The sequence below is a fragment of the Priestia sp. TSO9 genome (genome assembly GCF_021029645.1).
GTDB classification, from domain to species: Bacteria; Bacillota; Bacilli; order Bacillales; family Bacillaceae_H; genus Priestia; species Priestia megaterium_E.
In genome coordinates, this window is record NZ_JAJEKD010000016.1 from 209,982 (window position 1) to 235,525 (window position 25,544).

General features: G+C 39.2%; 30 protein-coding genes. All 30 read right to left on the reverse strand.

Annotation, left to right across the window (positions count from 1 at the left end; all coding sequences use genetic code 11):
- Positions 1–26 precede the first annotated feature (26 nt).
- Complete coding sequence (gene fabZ, locus LJC66_RS25975; RefSeq protein WP_013059788.1) at positions 27–461, reverse strand: 3-hydroxyacyl-ACP dehydratase FabZ; 435 nt, start codon at positions 459–461, stop codon at positions 27–29.
- A gap of 83 nt (positions 462–544) precedes the next feature.
- A complete protein-coding gene (locus tag LJC66_RS25980; protein WP_230933801.1) occupies positions 545–1,366 on the reverse strand; it encodes a flagellar hook-basal body protein in 822 nt (273 codons plus the stop codon).
- A gap of 23 nt (positions 1,367–1,389) precedes the next feature.
- Positions 1,390–2,214 carry a flagellar hook-basal body protein gene (locus LJC66_RS25985; RefSeq protein ID WP_028409694.1) on the reverse strand — a complete coding sequence of 275 codons (825 nt, stop codon included), beginning with the start codon at positions 2,212–2,214 and terminating at the stop codon, positions 1,390–1,392.
- A gap of 114 nt (positions 2,215–2,328) precedes the next feature.
- Positions 2,329–3,330 carry a rod shape-determining protein gene (gene mreB, locus LJC66_RS25990; RefSeq protein ID WP_013059791.1) on the reverse strand — a complete coding sequence of 334 codons (1,002 nt, stop codon included), beginning with the start codon at positions 3,328–3,330 and terminating at the stop codon, positions 2,329–2,331.
- A gap of 186 nt (positions 3,331–3,516) precedes the next feature.
- Positions 3,517–3,780, reverse strand: a complete 264-nt coding sequence (spoIIID, locus tag LJC66_RS25995) for a sporulation transcriptional regulator SpoIIID (protein WP_013059792.1) — start codon at positions 3,778–3,780, stop codon at positions 3,517–3,519.
- Positions 3,781–4,055: 275 nt separating this feature from the next.
- Complete coding sequence (gene spoIIQ, locus LJC66_RS26000) at positions 4,056–4,886, reverse strand: stage II sporulation protein SpoIIQ (RefSeq protein WP_028409695.1); 831 nt, start codon at positions 4,884–4,886, stop codon at positions 4,056–4,058.
- Positions 4,887–5,047: 161 nt separating this feature from the next.
- A complete protein-coding gene (spoIID, locus tag LJC66_RS26005) occupies positions 5,048–6,070 on the reverse strand; it encodes a stage II sporulation protein D (RefSeq protein WP_050690857.1) in 1,023 nt (340 codons plus the stop codon).
- Between the two features lie 161 nt (positions 6,071–6,231).
- Positions 6,232–7,536: a UDP-N-acetylglucosamine 1-carboxyvinyltransferase gene (gene murA / locus LJC66_RS26010; RefSeq protein WP_028411990.1), complete on the reverse strand. Its 1,305-nt coding sequence runs from the start codon at positions 7,534–7,536 to the stop codon at positions 6,232–6,234.
- A gap of 31 nt (positions 7,537–7,567) precedes the next feature.
- Positions 7,568–8,308 (reverse strand): YwmB family TATA-box binding protein, encoded by a 741-nt coding sequence (locus LJC66_RS26015; protein WP_230933802.1) that lies wholly within the window; start codon positions 8,306–8,308, stop codon positions 7,568–7,570.
- Positions 8,309–8,468: 160 nt separating this feature from the next.
- Complete coding sequence (locus LJC66_RS26020) at positions 8,469–8,705, reverse strand: DUF1146 family protein (protein ID WP_013059797.1); 237 nt, start codon at positions 8,703–8,705, stop codon at positions 8,469–8,471.
- A 274-nt stretch (positions 8,706–8,979) separates the two neighbouring features.
- Positions 8,980–9,384 (reverse strand): F0F1 ATP synthase subunit epsilon, encoded by a 405-nt coding sequence (locus LJC66_RS26025; protein ID WP_028411988.1) that lies wholly within the window; start codon positions 9,382–9,384, stop codon positions 8,980–8,982.
- Between the two features lie 26 nt (positions 9,385–9,410).
- Positions 9,411–10,832, reverse strand: coding sequence for a F0F1 ATP synthase subunit beta (atpD, locus tag LJC66_RS26030; protein ID WP_013059799.1), 1,422 nt, complete (start codon positions 10,830–10,832; stop codon positions 9,411–9,413).
- Positions 10,833–10,868: 36 nt separating this feature from the next.
- Positions 10,869–11,726, reverse strand: a complete 858-nt coding sequence (locus tag LJC66_RS26035; RefSeq protein ID WP_013059800.1) for a F0F1 ATP synthase subunit gamma — start codon at positions 11,724–11,726, stop codon at positions 10,869–10,871.
- 105 nt (positions 11,727–11,831) lie between these two features.
- Positions 11,832–13,340: a F0F1 ATP synthase subunit alpha gene (gene atpA / locus LJC66_RS26040; RefSeq protein WP_013085461.1), complete on the reverse strand. Its 1,509-nt coding sequence runs from the start codon at positions 13,338–13,340 to the stop codon at positions 11,832–11,834.
- Positions 13,341–13,355: 15 nt separating this feature from the next.
- Complete coding sequence (locus tag LJC66_RS26045; RefSeq protein WP_230933803.1) at positions 13,356–13,901, reverse strand: F0F1 ATP synthase subunit delta; 546 nt, start codon at positions 13,899–13,901, stop codon at positions 13,356–13,358.
- Positions 13,898–14,416 (reverse strand): F0F1 ATP synthase subunit B, encoded by a 519-nt coding sequence (locus LJC66_RS26050; RefSeq protein ID WP_013085463.1) that lies wholly within the window; start codon positions 14,414–14,416, stop codon positions 13,898–13,900. The genes LJC66_RS26045 and LJC66_RS26050 overlap by 4 nt, the downstream gene beginning before the upstream one ends.
- A 102-nt stretch (positions 14,417–14,518) precedes the next feature.
- A complete protein-coding gene (gene atpE, locus LJC66_RS26055; RefSeq protein WP_013059804.1) occupies positions 14,519–14,731 on the reverse strand; it encodes a F0F1 ATP synthase subunit C in 213 nt (70 codons plus the stop codon).
- 90 nt (positions 14,732–14,821) lie between these two features.
- Positions 14,822–15,532 carry a F0F1 ATP synthase subunit A gene (gene atpB / locus LJC66_RS26060; protein ID WP_013059805.1) on the reverse strand — a complete coding sequence of 237 codons (711 nt, stop codon included), beginning with the start codon at positions 15,530–15,532 and terminating at the stop codon, positions 14,822–14,824.
- A gap of 18 nt (positions 15,533–15,550) precedes the next feature.
- Positions 15,551–15,922 (reverse strand): ATP synthase subunit I, encoded by a 372-nt coding sequence (locus LJC66_RS26065; RefSeq protein WP_013059806.1) that lies wholly within the window; start codon positions 15,920–15,922, stop codon positions 15,551–15,553.
- 6 nt (positions 15,923–15,928) lie between these two features.
- Positions 15,929–16,150 carry an AtpZ/AtpI family protein gene (locus tag LJC66_RS26070; RefSeq protein WP_013085464.1) on the reverse strand — a complete coding sequence of 74 codons (222 nt, stop codon included), beginning with the start codon at positions 16,148–16,150 and terminating at the stop codon, positions 15,929–15,931.
- A gap of 297 nt (positions 16,151–16,447) precedes the next feature.
- Positions 16,448–18,640 (reverse strand): S8 family serine peptidase, encoded by a 2,193-nt coding sequence (locus LJC66_RS26075; protein WP_230933804.1) that lies wholly within the window; start codon positions 18,638–18,640, stop codon positions 16,448–16,450.
- Positions 18,641–18,706: 66 nt separating this feature from the next.
- Positions 18,707–19,858 (reverse strand): non-hydrolyzing UDP-N-acetylglucosamine 2-epimerase, encoded by a 1,152-nt coding sequence (wecB, locus tag LJC66_RS26080; protein ID WP_016765923.1) that lies wholly within the window; start codon positions 19,856–19,858, stop codon positions 18,707–18,709.
- Positions 19,859–19,880: 22 nt separating this feature from the next.
- On the reverse strand, positions 19,881–20,510 hold the full coding sequence (upp, locus tag LJC66_RS26085; protein WP_013059810.1) for a uracil phosphoribosyltransferase: 630 nt from the start codon (positions 20,508–20,510) through the stop codon (positions 19,881–19,883).
- Positions 20,511–20,723: 213 nt separating this feature from the next.
- Complete coding sequence (locus LJC66_RS26090) at positions 20,724–21,968, reverse strand: serine hydroxymethyltransferase (RefSeq protein WP_013059811.1); 1,245 nt, start codon at positions 21,966–21,968, stop codon at positions 20,724–20,726.
- A 117-nt stretch (positions 21,969–22,085) separates the two neighbouring features.
- The gene (locus LJC66_RS26095; RefSeq protein WP_029319400.1) at positions 22,086–22,637 is read right to left on the reverse strand and encodes a TIGR01440 family protein; all 552 of its coding nucleotides are present in this window, start codon (positions 22,635–22,637) and stop codon (positions 22,086–22,088) included.
- 35 nt (positions 22,638–22,672) lie between these two features.
- On the reverse strand, positions 22,673–23,134 hold the full coding sequence (rpiB, locus tag LJC66_RS26100) for a ribose 5-phosphate isomerase B (protein ID WP_050690854.1): 462 nt from the start codon (positions 23,132–23,134) through the stop codon (positions 22,673–22,675).
- Between the two features lie 80 nt (positions 23,135–23,214).
- The gene (locus tag LJC66_RS26105; protein WP_195695680.1) at positions 23,215–23,643 is read right to left on the reverse strand and encodes a low molecular weight protein arginine phosphatase; all 429 of its coding nucleotides are present in this window, start codon (positions 23,641–23,643) and stop codon (positions 23,215–23,217) included.
- 50 nt (positions 23,644–23,693) lie between these two features.
- The gene (locus LJC66_RS26110) at positions 23,694–23,849 is read right to left on the reverse strand and encodes a hypothetical protein (protein WP_230933805.1); all 156 of its coding nucleotides are present in this window, start codon (positions 23,847–23,849) and stop codon (positions 23,694–23,696) included.
- A 22-nt stretch (positions 23,850–23,871) separates the two neighbouring features.
- Positions 23,872–24,432, reverse strand: coding sequence for a manganese efflux pump MntP (locus tag LJC66_RS26115; RefSeq protein ID WP_013059815.1), 561 nt, complete (start codon positions 24,430–24,432; stop codon positions 23,872–23,874).
- Positions 24,433–24,499: 67 nt separating this feature from the next.
- Positions 24,500–25,540 (reverse strand): L-threonylcarbamoyladenylate synthase, encoded by a 1,041-nt coding sequence (locus LJC66_RS26120; protein ID WP_230933806.1) that lies wholly within the window; start codon positions 25,538–25,540, stop codon positions 24,500–24,502.
- Positions 25,541–25,544: the final 4 nt, after the last annotated feature.

Sequence of the window (25,544 nt, forward strand, 5' to 3'; positions counted from 1 at the left end):
AAAGCTGCATCAGCAGCTCTTATGTACTATTCTTTTTTATCGCCTAAAGCAAACATAATATCTGTTTCGCAGACTAACTCTCCATCTACAGTTGCGATACCTTTTCCTTTGCCAATAGATCCACGCGCACGTACAATTTCAACCTCTAAACGCAGTTGATCACCAGGTCTTACTTGCTTTTTAAAACGGCAGTTGTCAATGCCTGCAAAAAACGCTAAACGTCCTTGATTTTCTTCTTTTTTTAGCATAGCTACTGCTCCTACCTGAGCCAAAGCTTCTACAATTAAAACCCCTGGCATCACAGGATAGTCAGGGAAATGCCCGTTAAAAAATTCTTCATTGGCAGATACGTTTTTTAAACCAACTGCTTTTTTTCCCTCTTCCACTTCTAAAATACGATCGACCAATAAAAATGGATATCGGTGTGGAATAATTTCTTTAATTTGTTCAATATCAAGCATAAATAAGTCTCCTTTCAAACCGCATGTAACATACGATACTATTATCAATATACAGAATGCTCAATTGAGAAGCAACTACTTGCTTAAGCTCTGATTCCATTAACCAAGCCCATCATTTGATCTGCAATTGAAATAGAGCGGGAATTAAATTGATACGCACGTTGAGCAATGGACATATCAGTGAGTTCTTTGCTCAAATCTACATTTGACTGTTCCAGTTTTCCTTGCTCTACGCCTGCTGTTTCTCGAGGTTTTCCAGTCAAATCTGTAAACATATTCGGTTGGTTCATCCCTGCTGGAAAGGCAAATAGATTTTCTCCTTTAGCTTCTAGCACCTGCGGCTTTTGGACATTTGTTAACCCAAGGGTAAACTGGTCAACGCCTGTATTCGTAGTAACCGTTATCGTTCCACTTCCATCAATTTGTATATCTTTGAACACGTTACTGAAAATAACAGCTTGACCATTTTCCCCCAGCACATCCTGACCAGAACCGTTTACTAATTTAACATTGTTCGGGCCTTCGGGGCTAAGATGAAAAGAACCATCTCGCGTATATTGTACAGGCTGTTGGGAATCTTTTACGGCAACTTGAAAATAAACGTTTGGATTAGATGCAGCTACATCTAATAGTTTATCTGTATTCTGAAAAGCACCCTGCGTCATATTCAAGCTCGTTTGATCTAAATAAGCTCCTGTGCCTTGCCGAATTCCGGCTGGCGTAAGCCGCTTTTCTGTTCCCTTGTCTTCTTGATTGTTTACTTGTTGATACAGCATATCATTAAATGAAGCATCTCTCGCTTTATATCCTGTCGTATTTGTATTAGATAGATTATGACCAATGACATCAAGCTGCTGCTGCAGCTGTCCCATCGTATTGGCCGCTGTTATCATTGTACGGTTCATCCTTCTCATCTCCCCTGTTGCTTTTAGCGCACACGCCCAATTTCATTTGCCGCTTTATCCATGCTCCTATCGTAAGCTTGCATTATTTTTTGATTTGCCTCAAAAGCTCTGTAAGCCGTTAGTAAATCAGTCATACTTTGAGCAGCATCTACATTGGAACGTTCAACAAATCCTTGCTTTAACTGATAAGAAATGCCTGGGTTATTCCTTGCTGAAGGCAAAGACTGATTGTTCAGCGTTTCATACAATCCATTCCCTGTCTTTTTAATCGTTTGTAAATCACTAGCATAAGCAATATCGATTTGTGCAACCTGCTGATTATTTTCTGTTACGTTACCTTGTGAATCAACTGTAAAGTTTTCACTTTTTAGTTGAATCGGTTGATTATTTGTATTTAATACATAAGCTCCGGTAGACGTAGTTAAAAAACCTTCCTGATCTAATGTAAAATTACTGTTTCTTGTGTATTGAGGCGTATTATCAGGGCTTTGTACCACAAAAAATAGTCCGCCCTCTTTTGTAGGCATATTTTGCTCCATCAATGCAATATCAGTTGATTGAGATGTTTGCTGAAGATCACCTTGTGTAAAATTTGGAACTGTTTCTTGCATATACACGCCTGTATTAATCGCACCTATGTCTTTTTTGTTCTGAACAGAGATGCTACGTTCAGTAGGTAAATCTTCAGATTCCATTCGCTGCAGCAACATATCAGGAAATGCCTTTAACGTACCTTGATCTGCTTTAAATCCTGGCGTATTAGCATTTGCTATGTTATTCGTTAATAAGTCAGTTTGACGCTGTTGAGACAGCATACCGGCTGCTGCCGTGTAAAACCCTTTAAACATACTTCATCCTCCTTACAAGTAAACGTTGTTCGTTAGAGCTAGTTCACAGAGTATAATAGATAAAAGAAGAGACTCCTCTGTATGAAACGAGCCAATAGAGGAGTCTTCATTTATTTAAACAATATTGCGACGAGATAGTTTATCAATATTATCGAGCATAATACCTGTTCCAACAGCTACACAACCCATTGGATTTTCTGCAATTAGCACAGGCACCTTTAATTCTTCCGCTAACAGCTGATCCATACCGTGAAGCAATGCTCCACCGCCAGTTAAAATAACGCCTCTGTCTATAATATCGGCAGAAAGTTCGGGAGGTGTACGCTCTAATACACTTTTCGAAGCTTGTACAATGACGCTGACAGACTCTCTAAGTGCCTCCTCTACTTCTTCAGAATAAACAGTAACCGTACGTGGTAGGCCTGAAACCATGTCTCGCCCTCGAATGTCTAGCTCTTCATTACGCGCTTTAGGAAACACCGTACCAATTTTCACTTTAATTTCTTCTGCTGTACGCTCTCCAATTAAGAGCTTATATTTTTGCTTAATGTACTGCAAAATTTCGGCATCAAAACGATCACCAGCCATCTTAATAGAAGCTGCTGTTACGATATCGCCCATTGAAAGGACGGCCACATCGGTTGTACCTCCACCAATATCTACGACCATATTTCCGCTCGGCTGAAAGATATCCATTCCAGCGCCAATAGCCGCGACTTTTGGTTCTTCTTCCAAATAAATGGTTTTCCCACCGCTCTTTTCAGCAGCTTCGCGAATTGCTTTTTGTTCAACAGAAGTAATATTTGTTGGACAACAAATTAAAATGCGAGGCTTGGATAAAAAACCTTTTACATTTAATTTGTTAATAAAGTGTTTGAGCATAGACTCTGTTATTTCGAAGTCAGCGATAACACCATCTTTTAAGGGACGAATGGCAATAATATTACTGGGCGTTCTTCCTACCATACGTCTCGCTTCTTCCCCTACTGCTAGCACTCTATTTGTATTTTTATCAATCGCCACAACAGACGGTTCATTTAACACAATTCCTTTGCCTTTAACGTGAATTAAGACGTTAGCTGTACCTAAATCGATACCAATGTCTTTTGCTAACATACCTTAAATCCTCCTTCTATTTACATATCTTTGCATGATAACCATTCTTTTTTCCTAATTTACTATTTTATCACAATTTGTATATGTATGTTGTTATTAGCAAAAATATTTATTATATACCTATTTTATCCAAAAAATAAAATGCCCTATACTACCTCTATAAAAAAGGCAATATTGGGCATTTTTTCATTTTACAGTTTCTTCTTCCTTTTTGTACTTTAATTTTGTTGCTTCTCCTCCACGCAAATGCCGAATAGATTTATGGTAATCAAGAATTTCTTTTACTTCATTTGCTAACTCAGGATTTATTTCTGGTAGACGCTCTGTTAAATCTTTATGGACAGTACTTTTCGAAACGCCAAATTCTTTCGCAATTACACGAACTGTTTTCTTTGTTTCTACAATATACTTTCCAATCTTGATAGTTCTCTCTTTGATGTAATCGTGCACACTACTCGCCCTCCCCAAATTGGATATGAGAAGTATCCAAGGGAATGTATATATTATCCCTTTTCTAACATTCTCTTTATAGGTTTGTAACAGTTTATTAGCTTGTGTGCAGATATATGCTAGAAAAGTCAGTAAGGACAAGTGATTTCTTATATTTTTTTGAAAATTTAGTGTTTTTTATTTACTTTTTTAACATAATGCATCTCATTTTAGAAAAATTCATAAAAAAAGAAGCTCGATTTTATCCAGCTTCTTTTCATATTTATGGTCTTGCCTTATGCATTTGGTTTAGACGTATCTGTTGAAGGTTGTTTTGAATCTTTATCTTCTTTAGTCTTTTCATCAGATGATTTTTCGCTATCCTTTGATTCTTCAGAAGAAGAGTCGTCTTTTGGTTCTGTCACTTCAGCTGCTTTGACTTCTTTGATAGAACTAACAGATTTTCCAAAATAACTGCTTGGATTAATTGCTACACCATCTTTACGAACTTCAAAATGTACATGTGTTTTTGCTTCTTGATTATATAAGCTTTTTCCAGCTTTTGCGATCGTTTGGCCTTGCTTAACAATATCTCCTACTTCTACATCAGCTTTCTCAAGAGATTGATACTGTGTTACTAAACCATCTTTGTGATCAATTTCTACTACATAACCTAGTAAAGGATCTTTTGTTGCTTTTGTTACTGTACCGCTAGCTGCTGCTACAACATCAAATGATTTATCTCCCTTAACAGCTAAGTCAACACCTGTGTTTGGATGATACGTATTGTTGTAGAAAACTAGTGCTTCTTCTTGCTGTTTTTCAGATGCTTGATCGTCGTAGAAAGGCTTTTTCACGATAGCTGATGCTTCACTAGCAACTGGCATTTTTAAATTTTCAAGCGAAGCATTTACCTCTACAGCGTCGTCTCGATAAGCCGTACCGTCTTGGCTATAGCCGCTTTTGTCTTCTTTGCTAATATCGTTTCCATTAGCTTGAAACCAAAGGACTGCTGTAAGAATAATTGCTGCACTCGCTAAATAGATAGCCGGGAACACCCAACGCTTTCTAACTAATTTTTGAACTTTCGATTTTGGAGAAGTACGTTTCTTTTCTTCCTCTCTCATATATCATCACCTCAGCAATCAGTCTGAACACAATTGAATGAATATATACACAGCGATAAAAAATTTTTTCGATTATTTTTCAACAGATGAATCTAAAATATACATTTTATTTAAAAAAAGTGAAAACCATAAAAAAAGACCCTGATATAAGGGTCTTTGAATTAGCGTTTAGCTGTCAATTGTGCAACAAACTGATCGTTAGGGGTAATCGCAACACCTGTATAATAATGAGTAACAATATCTTTATACGTTTTTCCTTCCAGTGCCATACCATTTGCTCCGTACTGACTCATCCCAATACCATGTCCATATCCTTTTGTGTTGATGATAATTTCATTACCTTTTTTTGTCCAATGAAAGTCGGCTGACGATAAACCCAATTTTTCCCGAACATCTTTTCCCGACAGTTCTTTACCGTTTATCTTTACGTAATCTACTCGCTGCCCCGGCGTTCTAGAGACGATTTCACCTACTGATCCACTGTTTGTTAATTTCACTCCAAGCCTCTGTTCAAAGCTAGCAACAGACATTACTTTCTGATTTGTAAATTCAGGGGACTTTTTATCCCATGGACTAGCTACACTTTTTAGATAAGGAATGGAATTCTTCCAATACGCTTCTGAATTTTCAGTGTAACCATTGCTGGTAGAAAAGAACGTAGCATTAATTGGCTTATTTTTGTACGTAAGAATTTGACCTTGGGTGTCCTTCACTGCTTCTTGAATTTTTTTGATTTTCCAATCATAGTCTTTGTTCCATCTGCTTCTTAGCTCATCTTTATTTAAATATACTTGGTACTCTACAGTATCAGTTACATCCGCTCCTTGGGGAAGATGACTATTTCCATTCATCATAGTTTGCACAATATAGGTTCTGGCTGCCAAACTTTGAGCCTTAAGTGCTTCAAGCTCAAAAGTAGCAGGCATTTCAGCTGCTACTACCCCTATAAGATAGTCTTCGAGCGGCAGTTTTTCTACTTTTTTCGTTTCCGTACGATAAACACTGACGTCAAGAGGAGACGCTGTCACTTTTTGTAGTTTTTCGGTTTGTGGGGTCTGTTTGACATTTTCATGTAGCTTTCCATCTGTCTTTTCAGTAAAAGGAACAACGAGAAGTGTTGGGATGAGTAACACAACGAAAAAAAAGATGACTCCTAGTACGACGATTGGCTTTGCTTGTTTCATGAACGCCTAGCCTCCATATCTATTATTTTGACAAGGAACACCTATATCCCTATATTCCATATGTATGGAGGTGGACAACCTTTTATGACAGCAAACCGGCCATAAGGGTCGTCCAACGACAAAAAAAGCATCTCGCTATGAGATGCTTTTTTATGACATATTTACTTCACGTCTGAAGCCTGTTGAGTTTGTTCTACTTGCTTTGTTTCGTCATTTACACGTTCAATATCAGCGCCTAAAGCGGCTAATTTATTGTGGAAATTTACATAACCACGATCAAGGTGTTTTAATTCCGTTACACGCGTATAGCCGTCTGCTACAAGTCCTGCTAATGTTAACGCTGCTGCTGCACGAAGATCTGTTGCTGCTACTTCAGCGCCTTGTAGTTGAGAAGGTCCGTTAATGATAACAGAGCGCCCTTCAATTTTAATATCAGCGTTCATGCGGCGAAACTCTTCTACGTGCATAAAGCGGTTTTCAAAAACTGTTTCTGTAATCATACTTGTGCCTTCTGCTGCTAATAATAATGCCATCATTTGAGATTGCATATCCGTAGGGAAACCTGGATGAGGCATTGTTTTAATATCTACTGATTTTAGCTTTTCAGGTCCTACAACGCGTAAGCCGTCGCCTTCTTCAGTAATTTCAACACCCATTTCTTCCATTTTAGCAACAAGTGAACTGATGTGCTCTGCTACTGCACCGCGTACAAGTACGTTTCCACCTGTAATAGCTGCTGCTACCATGAATGTTCCAGCTTCGATACGATCTGGAATAATTGCATGTTCTGCACCATATAATTTATTAACACCTTCAATACGGATCGTACCAGTTCCTGCACCGCGAACTTTAGCGCCCATTGCGTTTAAGAAGTTTGCTAAGTCGACAATCTCAGGTTCTTTTGCTACGTTTTCCATAATTGTAGTGCCTTCCGCTAATGCTGCTGCCATCATAATATTTTCTGTGGCACCTACACTTGGGAAGTCTAAATAAATTTTAGCACCTTTTAGTCGTCCTTCAACTTTTGCATCAATAAAACCATTTCCTACTTGAACTTTAGCACCCATTGCTTCAAAGCCTTTAAGATGCTGATCAATCGGTCTTGATCCAATCGCACATCCACCAGGTAAAGCTACACGAGCCTCACCCATACGCGCTAATAAAGGACCCATTACAAGTACTGAAGCGCGCATTTTTCTTACATATTCAAAAGGTGCATCTGTTTTTAACTCTCTTGATGCATCTACAACTACACGATTTGTTTCAAAATCTACTTCTGCATTCAGATGTCTTAAAACTTCGCCAATCGTAAATACATCGGAGAGAGCTGGTACATCATTTAGAATTGTTTTTCCTTCACTAGCTAATAAGGTTGCAGTGATAATAGGTAAAACGGCGTTTTTTGCTCCTTCAACTTTAACTGTACCGCTTAATCTATTTCCACCGCGGACGATGATTTTTTCCAAGGTATTCCCCTCCGCGTCCATTTTCTCTATATTAATATTCAGACGTAATGATAGGTGTGCCAACAACTATGGTTGTTTGACCGCCCATTCTTGTCTTGCGTAATGCAATTTGTAAGTTCATTTCCTGCTTTTTCGTTTGAAGAGCTTCTTTCCACAGTCCAGTATATGCTGAAACAGAGGTAAATGACTCTTCCACTAGAGATTCCACTGGTTTAGCATTGAAAGCTCGTAATAGGTCTTGAATTTCAACAGACAAAACACTTTCCATCTTATCATTGATTTCCCCTGTTGCACAAGAGAAAATTATGGGTTCTGATAGGAAAATTTTTTCATAATTTGTCTGAAATACATTTTGAAAATGGGTCATATTTTTTTCTTTTAAACCTTGTCCCGTTACATGATACGATATGTACGCATTGCTGTGTTCATCGATCGCATAAGTTAACAGAATGACTTCGTTCACATCTTCACTTTTGCGTGTACCTATTGCTTTCCATAGGTCTCTTTCCCTCTTCACTTCCCATTTAAAACCTCTAAAATTACTTTTAATAATTTTAGCTTGCGAATCAAAGGTTTTTTGGTCAGTGACAGCTTTTACTTCTTCTCTTGCATACAACGATACTTCAGTTAACGAAACATGCTGCTTATTTAAGGTGTGAACAATCTTCTCAATAGTAGTTTCATTGTTTTGGGCATTGCTCACATAACTTCCATGATATACGAATAAGCCAGTAATGAAAATAGCCAAAAAGACACTAATTTTTTTAAACATTTCGCCACTCCCTCTCCGTACTCACCAGTCTTTCCAGAAGGCGATGATACATACATGAAAAGGGTCGTCATATTTAGACATAGCGACATACATTAGCGTATAAATTCGTATATCTTCAATGAATGAACGTCTATTTTATCATAGACTCATAGCTGGCCAATCATTGAAAAAATGAGGGAATGCGCTGTGACCAAAATAAATAATCCAAAAAGAAATTACTTACTGTTGATGAAATCGTAATGGTCAATAAAATAAGCATTAATTTTGCTTGAAACACATGATTAGGTTTCATCAGCTTTTCAATTTGAAAGCCTTGCAAAGCATACCAAGTAATCACAATAAAAATCAAATGTGAAATCATGGTTAGTAACGTTTGCTGTTCAATTCCTCCAAACAATAAAAGCACTCCTTTTAAACACCATATGAAAAGAAGAGACGATCATCGTCTCTTCTTTTCATATTAAAGCACACTTATGCAAATTCGTAAACGGTAACATGAAAAACATTTATTTTATTCCCTATTTTAAGATCCTTTTCCACTATTGAGCAAAATAAAGAAGATGGATGCGCTTAGTTGAATGGAATATATAATCATAGATGACTGCTATTTGCTCTTCCTCTTTTGTATAATAGAGCAAAAAAGCCCTCTCATTCGTTTGAGAGGGCTTTTTTTAGAACTTACGTTGACTAATATCTAAACGATTGACTGCCCGTTTTAAGGCAATTTCAGCACGCTTAACATCAACGTCGTCTTGTTTGCTATCAAGGCGCATTTCAGCGCGCTTTTTCGCTTCTTCTGCACGAGCTACGTCAATCGCTTCAGCTGTTTCAGCAGCCTGTGCAAGAATTGTTACTTTGTCAGGTCTTACTTCAAGAAATCCTCCGCTAACAGCCACAAGTTCTGTACTGCTTGCTTTCTTCAAGCGGACGGCTCCAATTTGTAAAGGAGCAACCATCGGAATATGGCCATGTAAAATACCAAGCTCACCGCTCTGTGCTCGGGTACTTACCATTTCCACTTCTGATTCGTAAACTGGGCCATCAGGAGTCACTACACTGACATGGATTGTCTTCATTTAAAAAACCTCCTATGTCCCTTAAATTAAACTTCTACTCCCATACGTTTCGCATTTTCAATAACTTCTTCAATGCGACCAACTAAACGGAAAGCATCTTCAGGTAAATGATCGTATTTACCTTCCAAGATCTCTTTAAATCCTTTAACAGTTTCTTTTACAGGAACATAAGAACCTTTTTGACCTGTAAATTGTTCTGCTACGTGGAAGTTTTGAGACAAGAAGAATTGAACGCGACGAGCACGTTGTACAACAAGTTTATCTTCATCAGATAACTCATCCATACCTAGGATTGCAATGATATCTTGTAACTCTTTATAACGCTGTAACGTTTGTTGAACTTGACGCGCAATTGCATAGTGCTCTTCTCCAACAATTTCAGGAGATAAAGCGCGAGATGTAGATGCTAATGGATCTACCGCAGGGTAAATACCCATCTCTGATAATTTACGCTCTAAGTTTGTTGTTGCATCTAAGTGAGCAAATGTTGTCGCTGGAGCTGGATCCGTATAGTCATCGGCTGGTACGTAAATCGCTTGAATCGATGTTACAGAACCTACGCTTGTTGACGTGATACGCTCTTGAAGCTGACCCATTTCTGTCGCTAATGTTGGCTGATAACCTACTGCTGATGGCATACGGCCAAGTAATGCTGATACTTCTGAACCCGCTTGTGTGAAACGGAAGATATTATCAATAAAGAATAATACGTCTTGACCTTGTTCGTCACGGAAGTATTCTGCCATTGTTAATCCTGTTAATGCAACACGTTGACGTGCACCAGGTGGCTCATTCATTTGTCCAAATACCATAGCCGTCTTCTTAATAACACCAGAATCTGTCATTTCATGGTATAAGTCATTACCTTCACGCGTACGCTCACCTACACCAGCGAATACTGAAATACCGCCGTGCTCTTGAGCAATGTTATTGATTAATTCTTGAATTAATACTGTTTTACCTACACCGGCACCACCGAATAGACCGATTTTTCCACCTTTAATGTAAGGAGCTAATAAGTCTACTACTTTAATACCTGTTTCAAGAATTTCAGCTTGTGTAGATAGATTTTCGAACTTTGGTGCTTGACGGTGGATTGGATCACGACGTGCACCTGCATCGATTGGGGCGTCTAAGTCGATTTTTTCACCTAATACGTTAAATACACGACCTAACGTAACGTCACCAACTGGTACTGAGATTGCTGCACCTGTATCTTCTACTTCTAATCCACGAACTAAGCCGTCAGTGGATGACATTGCTACTGTACGAACTGTGTTATCACCTAAGTGAATCGCAACTTCTAATGTTAATTCGATTGCAACTTCACTTGCACTGCTCGGTTTATGTGAAATTTTAAGGGCGTTATAAATTGCCGGAAGGTGTCCGTTGTCAAACTTTACGTCTACAACCGGACCCATGATTTGAGTAACGCGTCCTTTTGTCATCGTGTTCCCTCCTAACTTGCTTTTCCATTAAACTTTCTATTCTAACGCTGCCGCTCCGCCAACAATTTCCGTAATTTCCTGGGTAATTGCCGCTTGACGTGCACGGTTATATGACAATGTAAGATTGTTGATAAGATCTTTTGCGTTGTCTGTTGCACTTTTCATCGCTGTCATACGAGCAGCATGCTCACTTGCTTTTCCATCAAGCAGGCCGCCGTAAATTAAACTCTCTGCATACTGAGGAAGTAATACTTCTAAAATCTCTTCTTGTGATGGTTCAAATTCATAACCAACAAGTTTACCAGAAGGTTGAAGATCTGTTAGAGGCAATAGCTTCTTCTCCGTCACTTCTTGTGAAATCGTATTGATAAAGTGATTGTAGTATAAGTAAAGTTCATCAAACGTACCGTCCGCAAACATTTGAACTGTTTGTGAAGCGATTCCTTGAATGTCAGCAAAAGCTGGCTGATCTGCTAGGCCTGTGATTTCAAGCAAAACCGGAATACCGCGTTTTACGAAGAAATCTCTCCCTACTCGTCCAATTGCAATCACACCGTATTCATCAGGTGATTGATGGCGTTCTTCAATAGCTTGAGATACTTTTCGCAAAATATTACTGTTATATGCTCCTGCTAGACCGCGATCTGAAGTGATTACGATATAACCAGTCTTCTTCACGCTGCGCGCAGTTAACATTGGATGTGAAGCGCCTCTGCTGCCTAGGGCTACGCTTGAGACTACCTCTTGAATTTTTTCCATGTATGGAACAAACGATTTTGCATTTTGTTCCGCTCTATTCAGCTTTGCAGCTGAAACCATTTCCATTGCTTTCGTAATCTGGCTCGTTTTTTTCGTCGATGTGATTCGAGTTTGTATATCACGTAATGATGCCAAAGGTTTCACCACCTTGTTTTAGAAGATCACGTGGTATGAAAGGTGAACAAATGTTCACCTTCACCTTATTGAAAGATTGTCTTAACATACCATGCTGACAATATATTATTCAGATGCAATAAATGTTTTCTTGAATTCTTCAAGTGCTGATTCGAATACGCCAGCTTCAGGAAGGCCACCAGTTGTACGGATTGATTCAAGTACTTCTTTACGGTTTGATTCTAACCATGTTAAGTACTCGTCTTCAAAGCGTGTAATATCTGATACTGGAACATCATCTAAGAAACCTTTTGTTAATGCGTAAAGCACAGCTACTTGCTTTTCTACGCGAAGCGGTTTGTGTAAACCTTGTTTTAAGATTTCAACTGTACGCGCTCCTCGATTTAATTTTGCTTGAGTTGCTTGGTCAAGATCAGAACCGAACTGAGCAAACGATTCAAGCTCACGATAAGATGCAAGGTCTAGACGCAGTGTACCTGCTACCTTTTTCATCGCTTTAATTTGTGCAGATCCCCCTACACGTGATACAGAAAGACCAGCATTAATCGCAGGACGTACGCCTGAGAAGAATAGATCTGACTGTAAGAAAATTTGTCCGTCTGTAATCGAAATTACGTTCGTTGGGATATAAGCAGATACGTCTCCTGCTTGCGTTTCAATAAATGGAAGAGCTGTTAATGAACCTCCACCTTTTGCGTCCGATAACTTTGCCGCACGCTCTAATAAACGAGAGTGCAGGTAGAATACATCCCCTGGATACGCTTCACGACCTGGAGGACGGCGTAATAGTAATGAAAGTTCACGATAAGCTGATGCTTGTTTTGTTAAGTCATCGTAAATAACAAGTACGTGCTTACCGTTATACATAAACTCTTCACCCATTGTTACCCCAGCGTATGGCGCTAAGAATAATAGTGGAGCTGGTTGTGAAGCTGATGCTGTTACAACGATTGTGTAATCTAGAGCACCGTGTTTACGTAATGTCTCTACTACGTTACGAACTGTTGATTCTTTTTGGCCAATCGCTACATAGATACATACCATATCTTGATCTTTTTGGTTTAAGATTGTATCGATTGCTACCGATGTTTTACCCGTTTGACGGTCACCGATAATTAACTCACGCTGTCCACGACCGATCGGCACAAGTGCGTCAATCGCCTTGATACCTGTTTGAAGCGGCTCATGTACTGATTTACGATCCATAACGCCAGGTGCAGCACCTTCAATTGGACGTGTTTTTGTTGTTTCTACTGGGCCTAATCCGTCTACTGGCTGACCTAATGAGTTAACAACACGACCGATTAACTGCTCCCCTACTGGAACTTCCATGATGCGTCCTGTACGGCGAACTTCGTCACCTTCACGAATTTCCGTATATGGTCCTAAAATAATGATACCTACATTGTTTTCTTCTAAGTTTTGTGCCATTCCCATGACACCATTTGAAAATTCAACCAGTTCTCCAGCCATGACATTGTCGAGGCCATGAGCACGTGCGATACCGTCCCCAACTTGGATAACAGTACCTACATCACTCACTTTAATCTCAGACTGATAGTTTTCAATTTGCTGCTTGATCAGCGCACTAATTTCTTCAGCTTTGATGCTCATGAATTTCACCCCTATCTACGATCTGTGTGCAAGAAGTCCTCGTTGGATCGTTTCTAATTTGCTGCTAATGCTGCCATCATAGATACGATTACCAATGCGAAGCTTCACGCCGCCGATTAGGCTTTTATCTACTATATTTGAAATATTTAACGTATGTTTTCCAACTTTAGAAGCAAATGATTGCGAGATTGCTCTTTTCTCATCTGCACTTAAAGGTTTGACAGAATAAACAGTTGCATCTGCCACGCCACGTACTTCGTTCGCTAGGAAACGATACTCTTGTACCATTTCGCTAACAATTTGAATGCGGTGACGCTCTAATAATAGAAGAACCGTATGTTGAACAGTTGATGAAAGTTCAGCAAATGCCTCACTTACAAACTGTTTTTTTCGCTCAATTGTAATTTTTGGATGAGTTAATACATCCATTAATTCAGGTGTTTTAGCAAACACCTCTTCAACGATTTGTAGCTGGTCTTGCATTTCATCGATCATCTGTTTTTCTGTTGCTAATTGAAAAAGAGCTAGTGCATAGCGTTTGGCTACAGCTGGTTGACTCATCGTACATCCCCTACTTCTTGGATATATTCATGAATTAACTTCTCTTGATCTTGTTCAGAAAGTTCTTTTTCAATAACTTTCGACGCAATTAAAACAGATAATGAAGCAACTTGCTCACGTAACGCAGCAACTGCTTGATCTTTTTGCTGTTCGATTTCTTGTTTTGCTGCAGCTTTTAGACGCTCAGACTCTTCGCGTGCTGCCGCAATGATTTCTTCTTTTTTATCTTCTGCAGACTTTCTAGCGTTTTCCATCATTACTTGCACTTCTTGACGAGATTGCTTTAAGATTTCACGCTGCTCTTCAACAAGCTTCTTCGCTTCCTCATTTTGCTTTTCTGCTTCATCAATCTCACCGGCAATATGCTCTTCACGTTTTTTCATGATTCCCATTACAGGACCAAACGCGAATTTTTGAAGTAACGCAAGTAGGATAAGGAACATCACTAATTGGAAAAGAATATCTCCACCATTAATGCCTGCTGCTCCTAACACAAACATGTTCGACACGGCCATGTTCACTCCCTTCAGAGACTCCACATATATAATTTACTTATTAAAGACATAAAGTAATGGCGAAGGTTCTTTTGAATGATCTTCGCCACATGTAACACATTATTATTTACCTTGTACCATGAATGCAATAACTACGGCGATAATTGGAAGCGCCTCAACTAAGGCAACCCCAACGAACATCATTGAAGTTAATGTACCACGTGCTTCTGGTTGGCGAGCTGTGCCTTCAATCGTCTTAGAAACGATAAGACCGTTACCAATACCAGCACCTAGTGCCGCTAAACCAATCGCAATTGCAGATGCTATTAAACCCATTTTATAAAGTCCTCCCTTAATATATATGATTTTGTTTAACTAAGTTTTGTTTTGTCCAAATTGGGTATTACTTGAACAAAGCTTTATAAATTAATGGTCGCTACTCACTTTGTGAGATAAATAAACCATCGTTAACATTGTGAAAATGAAGGCCTGAATTGCGCCTACAAAAATACTAAATCCTTGCCATAAAAGCATTGGAATAGCAGCTCCAATTGTACCTAAGAAGCCTGTTGTTGCTAAACCAGCTAGCAAGCTTAACAAAATTTCCCCAGCATAAATATTACCGTAAAGACGAAGGCCAAGCGTTAACGTATTGGCAAACTCCTCGATAATCTTAAGCGGGAATAAAAATGCCATTGGCTTGAAGTAATCTTTCGTGTATGCAGAGAAACCTCGCATTTTAATACCATAATAATGTGATAGTACAACTACCATAACGGCTAACGTCAGCGTAATTGCTGGATCAGCGGTTGGCGATTTCCACCATAAGTTATGGTCAATCACGATGGCAAATGGAAGACCCAACATATTTGACACAAAAATGTACATAAGTAAAGTTACACCTAGCGTCAAAAAGCGGCCACCTGTTTTCCAATCCATATTGCTATTAACGAGTCCTTTAACAAAATCTAAGACCCATTCAATAAAGTTTTGTGCACCGCTTGGCTTCATAGCAAGAGTACGAGTACATAAAACTGCAATTAAGAATACAATAACAGAAGCTACGGTAACCATAAGCAAGTTACTTTGACTAAAAGTAAGGCCTAGAAACTCTATAGTTGGTGATTCATGACCCAACTGTGTTCACCTCTCTTTCTATCTTCTACGCATATTTTGAACAACTAAATCTATGATAATGACAACATAATACGTCATTAATCCCACAACTACACTAATAATATGAAAGGTTTTTGGATAAGAGATGGTAATCACAACTGCGAGAGCAGCTGTTGCAAATCTTACAACAGTCCCAATTGAACGGGGCTTTTTCCCCTCATCCAACGCCTGTCCAAACTGCTCAAACTTTCTTACCAAGTTCCACAAATTATACAAACTCAGGGCGGTTCCTAAAATTAAACCTGCAAAAACAGCCTTATAACTTGTAAATCCCCAGCCGAGAACGTATAATGCTAACAAATACAATATGTATGAACGAAGTCTTGGAAAAACGTGCTGCAAATCCTGCATGAATTATTAATCTCCTGAAAAAAAATGGTGGACTGTCCGCAGCATCATAAAAACACCTGCTGCTAGCCCTGAAAGAAGGCCTAAAATCAAAAATAGTGGTTCGGTATCAAGCCATTGATCAGCCCATCTCCCAGAGAATAAGCCAATTAAGACTGAACCTGCTAACTGTGATAGAATGATTGACACTAATGCCATCGCTTGCAAAGGATGACGGTTGCGATCTTTCATAAGCTCATACCCCTTTTGCAAAATTTTCTTTTTTCCGAATTCTCTATCGTTGTTATAGCTCAATATATGATAGAAAGGCAAAAAAAATTGCTAAAAAAGGTAAAAACAGCTAATAAAATACGCAGAAATATCAACGGTTTTCACAGGTTGAAAACCTTATCATTTATATTCCCTGTAAGCATACAATAGCGTATATTTAATGTCAATGTGTTTAAGCTAAAAACTTCACAATCTCTTCTTATTGTTCACATTTCTGCCACACATAAAACCTCTTCAAATGAAAACATTTAAAGAGGTTCATTCAATCGTTATTGTACTGTGTACAACCTGCTCTTGTCTATGCTTTTTCACAAATGCAAATATTTGGTACGCCCCCGGTACAAGCGATTCATCAATCGTTATTTCTCGTTTTCTCATGCCTCTTTCTACATCAACGTCAACATCTAAATACGATATAAACTGTAAAGACTGCTTATCAAAAAGAGCAACGCCTAACTCATCTGCTCCTTCAGGCAAAAACAGTTCATAGCTATACGTATTTTTCTCTTTTTCCGCTGCTACTTGCAATCCCATGACACGAGGATAATCTGGAATGCTAACCATGTACATATAAGGAAGCGAAAATGTTTCACGTGAATCATTTATTTCCAAATATCCGTCATATATACCTTTATTTTTAAAACGGGGCTGCACCGATAAAGTGACAGCTATTTCTTTTGTCTGATGGGGCTGCACCGTGACGGGTAATGGAATATCCCAGTTCACTCCTTCATCCCTTTTCGGAACGTTTAAGCGATACGTTTTTGCTTTATCAGACTGGTTATCAATTTTAAATGATAAGACTTTTTTTGATGGGCGCGTAAAAATACCGAAAGATAAAGAAGATGGATAAAATAAAGAGTCTGCTGTGACAGCTTTTGCTAGTTGAATTCTCCCGGCTCCTTGTTCATATACGCGATACGTTTGACCGTTTAGCTGGTGCATTACTTTACTTGTGTTCATCAATGAAGCTTTGACTTGTTCAGGAGACCAGTTCGGGTGAGCTTGTAAAATAAGAGCGCACGCTCCAGCTACATGGGGCGCAGCCATACTTGTGCCATGCATGCGTTCATATCCGCCGGGAACTGTACTATTAATGAAGTAACCAGGTGCGACGACGTCCGGCTTGATTCCCCAAGTAGTCGTTACAGGCCCTCTTGAACTGAAAGATGTAAGCAAGTCTTGAACCACTTGCTTGCCAGTGCGTAAGTATGGCTGTTGAGACTGAATGTGTTGATTAATGGTATCACCGCTTTTTTTACTTACCCATATCACTGGAATATTTACTGACTCTTTTAGTTTACCGATTATGCTTTTTTCAGTCGGACTATATAAAATAACGGCTTTTGCTCCTGCCTGTTCAGCTTGTTTAATCTTTTTTTCAACCGCATTTCCTTCTGCTTTTAGCAAAATGACGTTGCCCAACGCATGCTTTTGCTCTTTGGAGTATTGTTCATTTATTACACGCAGCGTTTGATTAAACTTCCATGGATGAGACCCTTCTACTGGCGCCATCATAATTTTTTCTTTGTTAAATCCAATTGTTAGAAATTGAACTGTTGTCGGGGAAACAGAAGCGCCAACGGAAATAGCTTTTCCCGCTGTACCCGGAGAGCCCACCGTCCATAAACCTGGACCTGAATTGCCGCTGGATGTAACCGTTACAATTCCTTTTTCAACAGCTCGATCTAACGCTAAGCTTGTTGGTAAATCCGGGCCATTCACATCATTTCCTAATGATAAATTAATAATATCTACATCATCTTGAATTGCTTTTTCGATAGCTAGAATAACACTTTCAGACGTTCCAGCTCCTCCTGGTCCAAGAGCTCGGTATGCGTAGATCTCCGATTGAGGTGCTACACCTTTAATATTTCCATTTGCTGCAATAATACCAGCTACATGAGTGCCATGCAGAGTAGGCTCTCCTTGCTCGCGAGTGGTTTCCATCGGTTCATAGTCTTTATCTATTACATCATACCCTCCCCTGTAGGTTTGTTTTAAATCGGGATGAGAATAATCAACACCCGTATCGATGACGCCTACTTTGATCCCTTTTCCTGTTAAGCGCTGATTATAAGTATCAAATAAGCCTCTTACTTGTTCTGAGCCAATGAAGGTTACACTATTTTCTTCTGCAACCTGGTAGTTTTTAACAGAATGTGAACCAATAATAAAAGGATTATGAGATAGTTTTTCCAAATCCGAGATGGAGCCGTTTAATGAAAGTCCTGTAAACACTGTGTGAAATTCGTTCTTAATCTTTATATTAGGATAATTTTTTTGTAGCTGACTTTTAAATTTCGCGAATTTTTCTTTTTCAATCATGACAATTATTGATTTTTCCTGATGATTCATTTCTTGTTTTATAGAAGGAAATGTCGGATTGAGTGACATTTGTCCTCCCCCGCTTCCTAATATAAAGCTAATCATTAACCATTTAATCCACATAAAAAACACCTCTCACACTATCGTGTCTCAAAGAGACACTTTTCATGTGAAAGGTGTTTAGAAATCTTACGAAAGCGGATTAAAAGCTTCCGGTCTGTTTTCACGGCGGTTGAAATAGTAGCTAATAGCATCACAAATACGTTTAGAAGCTAAGCCGTCTCCGTAAGGATTCGATGCTTGTGACATTTGCTTATATACGTCTTCATCTATTAACAGCTCTTTTGCTAGCGTATAAATCGTTTCTTCTTCCGTTCCTGCTAGTTTGAGCGTTCCTGCTTCAATTCCTTCCGGTCGCTCTGTTGTATCACGAAGTACCAATACAGGTACGCCTAATGAAGGAGCTTCTTCTTGAACACCGCCCGAATCTGTCAAAATAATATGAGCGCGCTCAGCGAAGTTATGGAAGTCAATTACATCTAACGGTTCAATTAAATGAATGCGTGGGTCATTTCCTAAGATATCGTTTGCTGTTTCTCTAACTACCGGATTCAAATGAACAGGATACACAACTTGCACATCTTCATGTTCATCCACAATACGTTTAACAGCACGGAACATGTTTTTCATTGGTTCGCCTAAATTTTCGCGGCGATGCGCCGTTAATAAAATGAGACGATCATCTCCCAATTTCGTTAACACTTCATGCTCATATGTCTCTTTTACTGTCGTTTTTAACGCATCGATAGCTGTGTTTCCAGTCACAAAGATCCGCTCTTCTTTTTTATTCTCTGCTTGCAAATTAGCTGCAGACTTATCGGTTGGAGCAAAGTGCAAATCAGCGAGAACGCCTGTAAGCTGACGGTTCATTTCTTCCGGATATGGAGAATATTTATTCCATGTGCGCAAACCTGCTTCAACATGTCCCACCTGAATTTGATTATAAAAAGCTGCTAGTCCGGCAATAAACGTCGTAGTTGTATCGCCGTGTACAAGTACGATGTCCGGCTTTACTTTTTTCATTACGTCATCCAAACCTTCTAATCCTCTGGTCGTTACGTCCATAAGAGTTTGGCGATCTTTCATAATGTTAAGGTCATAGTCAGGCTGAATGTCAAAAATGCTCAATACTTGGTCTAACATTTCACGGTGCTGAGCCGTTACCGTAACAATCGCTTCGAACTCCTCCGGTCGCTTTTTAAGCTCTAGCACTAGAGGGGCCATTTTAATTGCTTCTGGTCTTGTCCCGAATATCGTCATTACTTTAATTGGCTGCTTCATGTTCATCACCCGAATCTACAAATTATTTTGTACCGAATAAACGATCCCCTGCATCTCCTAAACCTGGAACAATATATCCATGGTCATTTAATTTTTCATCTAATGCCGCAATGTAAATATCTACGTCAGGGTGTGCTTCTTTTACGATTTCCACGCCTTCAGGAGCAGCAATTAAACACATAAATTTAATGTTTTTAGCGCCTCTTTTTTTAAGAGAGTTGATTGCTTCTACAGCTGACCCTCCTGTTGCAAGCATAGGATCTACTACAATAAAGTCACGCTCTTCTACATCATTAGGCAGCTTTACATAATATTCAACAGGCTGTAATGTTTCTGGATCACGATATAAGCCAACGTGTCCAACTTTAGCAGCTGGCATTAGTTTTAAAAATCCATCTACCATGCCGATACCAGCACGAAGAATTGGAACGATACCAAGCTTTTTCCCTGCAATAACTTTTGACTTTGTTTTGCAAACCGGTGTTTCAATTTCAACGTCTTCTAGCGGTAAATCACGTGTCGCTTCAAAAGCCATTAAGCTTGCCACTTCATCAACTAATTCACGAAACTCTTTCGTTCCCGTTTTTACATCGCGTATGTAAGTTAATTTGTGTTGAATAAGCGGGTGATCAAATACGTATACTTTGCCCATTGATATCTCTCCTTATATATAAAGATGTACACATTAAAATACCATTCAACGAATTGAATGGTACGTACTAGTAAAAACATATCTCTTGCTAATTAAATTTATACATTGCATTCATTTTACAGAAAAAAGTTTTTGAGTTCAAGCATTATTCAAAAAATGATTGAATTGCTACCACTTTCTCCATAAAAAAACAGGCACAAAGGCCTGTCTCTCTTAAAGTGATTTATACATTTCAAACTTGCTTGTTAAAGCTTCAACGCGTGTTTTAGCTTCAGCTAACTTTTCTTCATCTTCAATATTTTTAAGCGTTAATCCGATGATAGAAGCAATTTCATCCATCTCTTCTAAGCCAAATCCGCGAGTTGTAACCGCAGCTGTACCAATACGGATACCGCTTGTTACAAATGGGCTTTGCTCATCGTAAGGAATTGTATTTTTGTTTGTTGTAATACCTACATCATCAAGTGCTTTTTCAGCTACTTTACCTGTCAAATTCATTGAGCTTACGTCGATTAACACAAGGTGATTGTCTGTTCCTTCAGATACAAGAGCAAATCCTTCTTTCTTTAATCCTTCTGCTAAACGATTAGCATTGTCGATGATATTTTGAGCATAGTGCTTAAATTCATCTTGTAACGCTTCACCAAATGCTACTGCTTTTGCAGCGATAACGTGCATCAATGGGCCACCTTGAATACCAGGGAAGATTGACTTATCAATCTTTTTCGCAAATTCTTCTTTACATAAAATCATACCGCCGCGTGGTCCGCGCAGTGTTTTATGTGTTGTAGTTGTAACGAAATGAGCATGTGGCACAGGATTTTGATGAAGGCCTGCAGCTACTAGACCAGCAATATGAGCCATGTCTACCATTAAATAAGCGCCTACTTCATCAGCGATTTCACGGAAACGCTTGAAGTCGATTGCGCGTGGATATGCGCTTGCACCAGCCACAATTAATTTTGGTTTATGTGTACGAGCTTTTTCTAATACATCATCGTAGTTAATACGATGTGTTTCACGATCTACGCCATATTCGATGAAATTGTACTGAACACCACTAAAGTTAACAGGACTTCCGTGCGTTAAGTGACCGCCGTGCGATAAATTCATACCAAGTACTGTGTCTCCAGCCTCTAAAACAGTGAAGTATACAGCCATGTTTGCTTGTGCACCTGAGTGAGGTTGAACATTCACATGCTCTGCTCCGAAAATTTCTTTTGCACGATCACGAGCTAAATCTTCTACTACGTCTACGTGTTCACAGCCGCCGTAGTAACGTTTAGCTGGATAGCCTTCAGCATATTTATTTGTTAAAACTGAACCTTGTGCTTCCATTACCGCTGTTGTTACAAAGTTTTCTGAAGCAATTAGCTCAATCTTAGTACGTTGTCTTTGTAATTCATCCTTGATCGCATTATAAACTGCTGGATCTTGTTGCATTAGTTGTTTCTCCATCAAAATCCTCTCCTCATTTCGTATTCGCAATGTTCGTTATTTGTTGATTCAACTACATTGTAACATGATTTATTTAGAATAAAAAAGAAAAAATGTGTATTATTTTAATATATTTAATTACGAAAGTTCGTAAAACGCTCTCATTCCACCAATTAGTTTTGGACGCGTCTTTGCTACAGTAACATGAGCGTGTCCAACTGCGTTTAACGTACAACGAACGGGTACTGCGACATGCTTTAAATGCATACCAATGAATGTATCTCCAATATCAATACCGGCATCAGCTTTAATAAACTCTACCAAAACAGGATCTTTAAGCTGGCCATAGGCCTGTGTAGCCATCGCTCCGCCTGCTTTATGGATAGGAACAACACTAACGATTTCTAAACGCTCTTTGCGAGCTAATTCTCTTTCTACTACCAGTGCTCGATTGAGATGTTCACAGCATTGAAATGCTAAGTGGACACCCGTTTTTTTTCGAAAATCTGCTAGTGTATCAAAAATCATTTCTGCGACTTCCATTGCGCCTGCGGTTCCTATTTTTTCACCAATTACCTCGCTTGTACTGCATCCAATGACAAGTGTATGTTCTGAAGACAACTGCACTTGTGCTAAAAAATCAGATAAAACTGTTTCCAACTGCTCTTTCCATTTCGTAAGTTCAGACACATTTTTCTTCCTTTCTTTCATTGAATACGTTCACATTATACAGTTACTGTTTCATCGCTTTGCTGCTCATACTGTTTGATTTTATTCACGCGATTTTCATGTCGGCCGCCTTCAAATTCTGTCATTAACCAAATTTTCGCAATTTCACGTGCAAGTCCCGGCCCAATGACACGTTCACCCATTGCCAAAATGTTGCTGTCATTATGTTCTCTTGTTGCTTTTGCACTGAACGTATCATGCACTAGAGCGCAGCGAATTCCTTTTACTTTATTAGCTGCTATACTCATACCGATGCCTGTTCCACAAATAAGAATGCCTCGACTTACTTCTTGGCTCGCCACTTTTTGAGCAACGGGAAGTGCATAATCCGGATAGTCTACAGACGCTGTGCATTCACACCCTAAATCCACATATTCAATATTTAATTCTTCCATTAAAGAGATAATTTCCTGTCGCAAATTTATACCGCCGTGGTCAGATGCAATAGCTACTTTCATCTTTGTTTCCTCCTCATACATACCTTCTTCTTATATTAAATTTCTGTTCATTTTAAGTCAGCAAACATTTATGGGACCTTTTATAATTTGTCGACTATTTTGTTAATCATACGCTCTAACTCTTCTAAAGTCTGTTCGTACGTCTGTAATGATCCGCCAAACGGATCAGATACTTCACCTTGCTCGTCGGCAAATTCTTTTAGCGTAAATAATTTATCACTTACGTATGGGGCTTGGTTCAAAATCAGCATTTTATGCTGCTCCGTCATCGTAAAAATATAAGTAGCCCACATCAATTGTTCTTCCGTTAATGCTGCCGAAGCATGAGAACAAGCTATGCCTTTCTGGTGAAGGGCAACTTGTGCATGAACAGAAGCTTCACTTCCATTTGAAGCGAATACACCTGCAGACTTCACGTTTATTCCATGTATCTTTTTAGCTTTGAGTAACGCTTCTGCCATAGGGCTGCGGCACGTGTTTCCTGTACATACAAATAAGATGTTTTTCAAGATACATCCTCCCTTGCTTTCACTATGTTCGACTATGTTGATATTCCACCCTATTGTATCTCTATTGCTTGCATAAATCCAGTTAGCTTTTCCGGGTATTTTTTATCCATTACCGCTTCATCCATCTCGAAAAAACGACTTCGCTTTCCTCCTTTTATCGCTGCAATCCAAAAGAAGCAAAAAAAGACCATAACCTGAATGGTCATGATCCTTTACCTATTTATATAGTTAAAAAGGTAGTAACAATTTGATTCCAAAAGCTAATAAAATGCTTCCGCCCAGTGCCTCACTATATGAACCAAGCCAGCCTTGTACTCTTCTGCCTAGCAGCAGTCCTAACCAAGTTAATAGCATACTTACTACGCCAAAAACAATAATGGTCAAAAACGTTCTTGCTCCAAAAATACCTAAGCTAAGTCCAACAGAAAAACTATCTAGACTCACGCTGAGCGCAAAAAATAACAGTCCAAAGCCAACTGGTTTGATAAACGGCGTATCGTCATGCTTAAAGGAGGAATAAATCATCTGCGCCCCAAGAATCAGCAATAAAATTCCACCGCCATAGGTAGCAAACATTCCAAGTTTATCAGACAAAAGTCGTCCAATAAACATGCCTAACAGCGGCATCCAAATATGAAATACACCGATAACAACACCAATGTAGAAAATTTGGCGAAAGCGTAAACGAATTAATCCCATTCCCAAACCAACTGAGAAAGCATCCATTCCTAAGGCAAACGCCATAATGACTAACGTGATCATTTCACTAATTAACTGAGATACATTCATCTTTACCCTCCTCGGACGTGCTCCTATTTCAAAATATGCACATTCGAAAAGGTTTAGAAGATGAATTTTATTGCTTAACCACGTGATGTCCTGCAGCTTTCATTAATCGGTTCATAACGGCATGACCGACTCCTTCTTCAGAAAAACTTTCACTAACGATAACATCTACGTCGCACTCATTAAATGAACGAAGCGACTCGTATAAGTGGCTAGCAACCGTCTCTAAATTTGAACGAGATCCACATGTGATAACCGCATCCGCTTTATACGCATCTTCATGTTCAGATGTCGTTAATACCCCCACTCGCTTACCCTGATCTTTATAGCGATCAATAATAGACTGGAAAAAATCTGAACTGCCGTCAACGATGACAAGCGGTGCATCAGGTGCGTAATGCGTGTATTTCATACCTGGAGATTTTGGCGCTTCTTTATCACTTAGTAACGCTCGATCTACTTTTACGGGACCAATGACATTTTCCAACTCTTTCTGAGTAATGCCGCCCGGCCGTAAAATGATAGGAATCTCTTCTGTACAATCAAGGACCGTCGATTCTACTCCTACCCCTGTTGCTCCTCCATCTACAACTCCACTAATACGCCCTTCTAAATCATTCATCACATGATGAGCTAGAGTGGGACTTGGCTTGCCGGAAAGGTTTGCACTAGGAGCTGCGATAGGCAAAGCAACTTTTTTTAATAATGCGAGGGCTACCGGATGTGAGGGCATTCTCACTGCAATGCTGTTTAAACCAGCCGTAACTTTATCTGAAACTCGATCTTTTTTGGGTAATATGACTGTAAGAGGACCCGGCCAAAAAGCATCGATCACTTTCTCTGCTTTTGAAGGAATCGACTCTACAAATGTATGAAGCTGCTCTTTATCTCCAATATGAACAATAAGAGGGTTATCACTAGGACGTCCTTTCGCTGCAAAAATTTTATCCACAGCTTTATCCGATGTTGCGTCTCCTCCTAATCCATACACCGTCTCTGTAGGAAAAGCAACTACTTCGTGATTGCGCAGCAAATCTGCTGCTTCTTCTATCTGTGGATAAATATCTTTTTCGTTCGTAAAATTATCCACAACCCATAACTTAGTTTCCATCTTC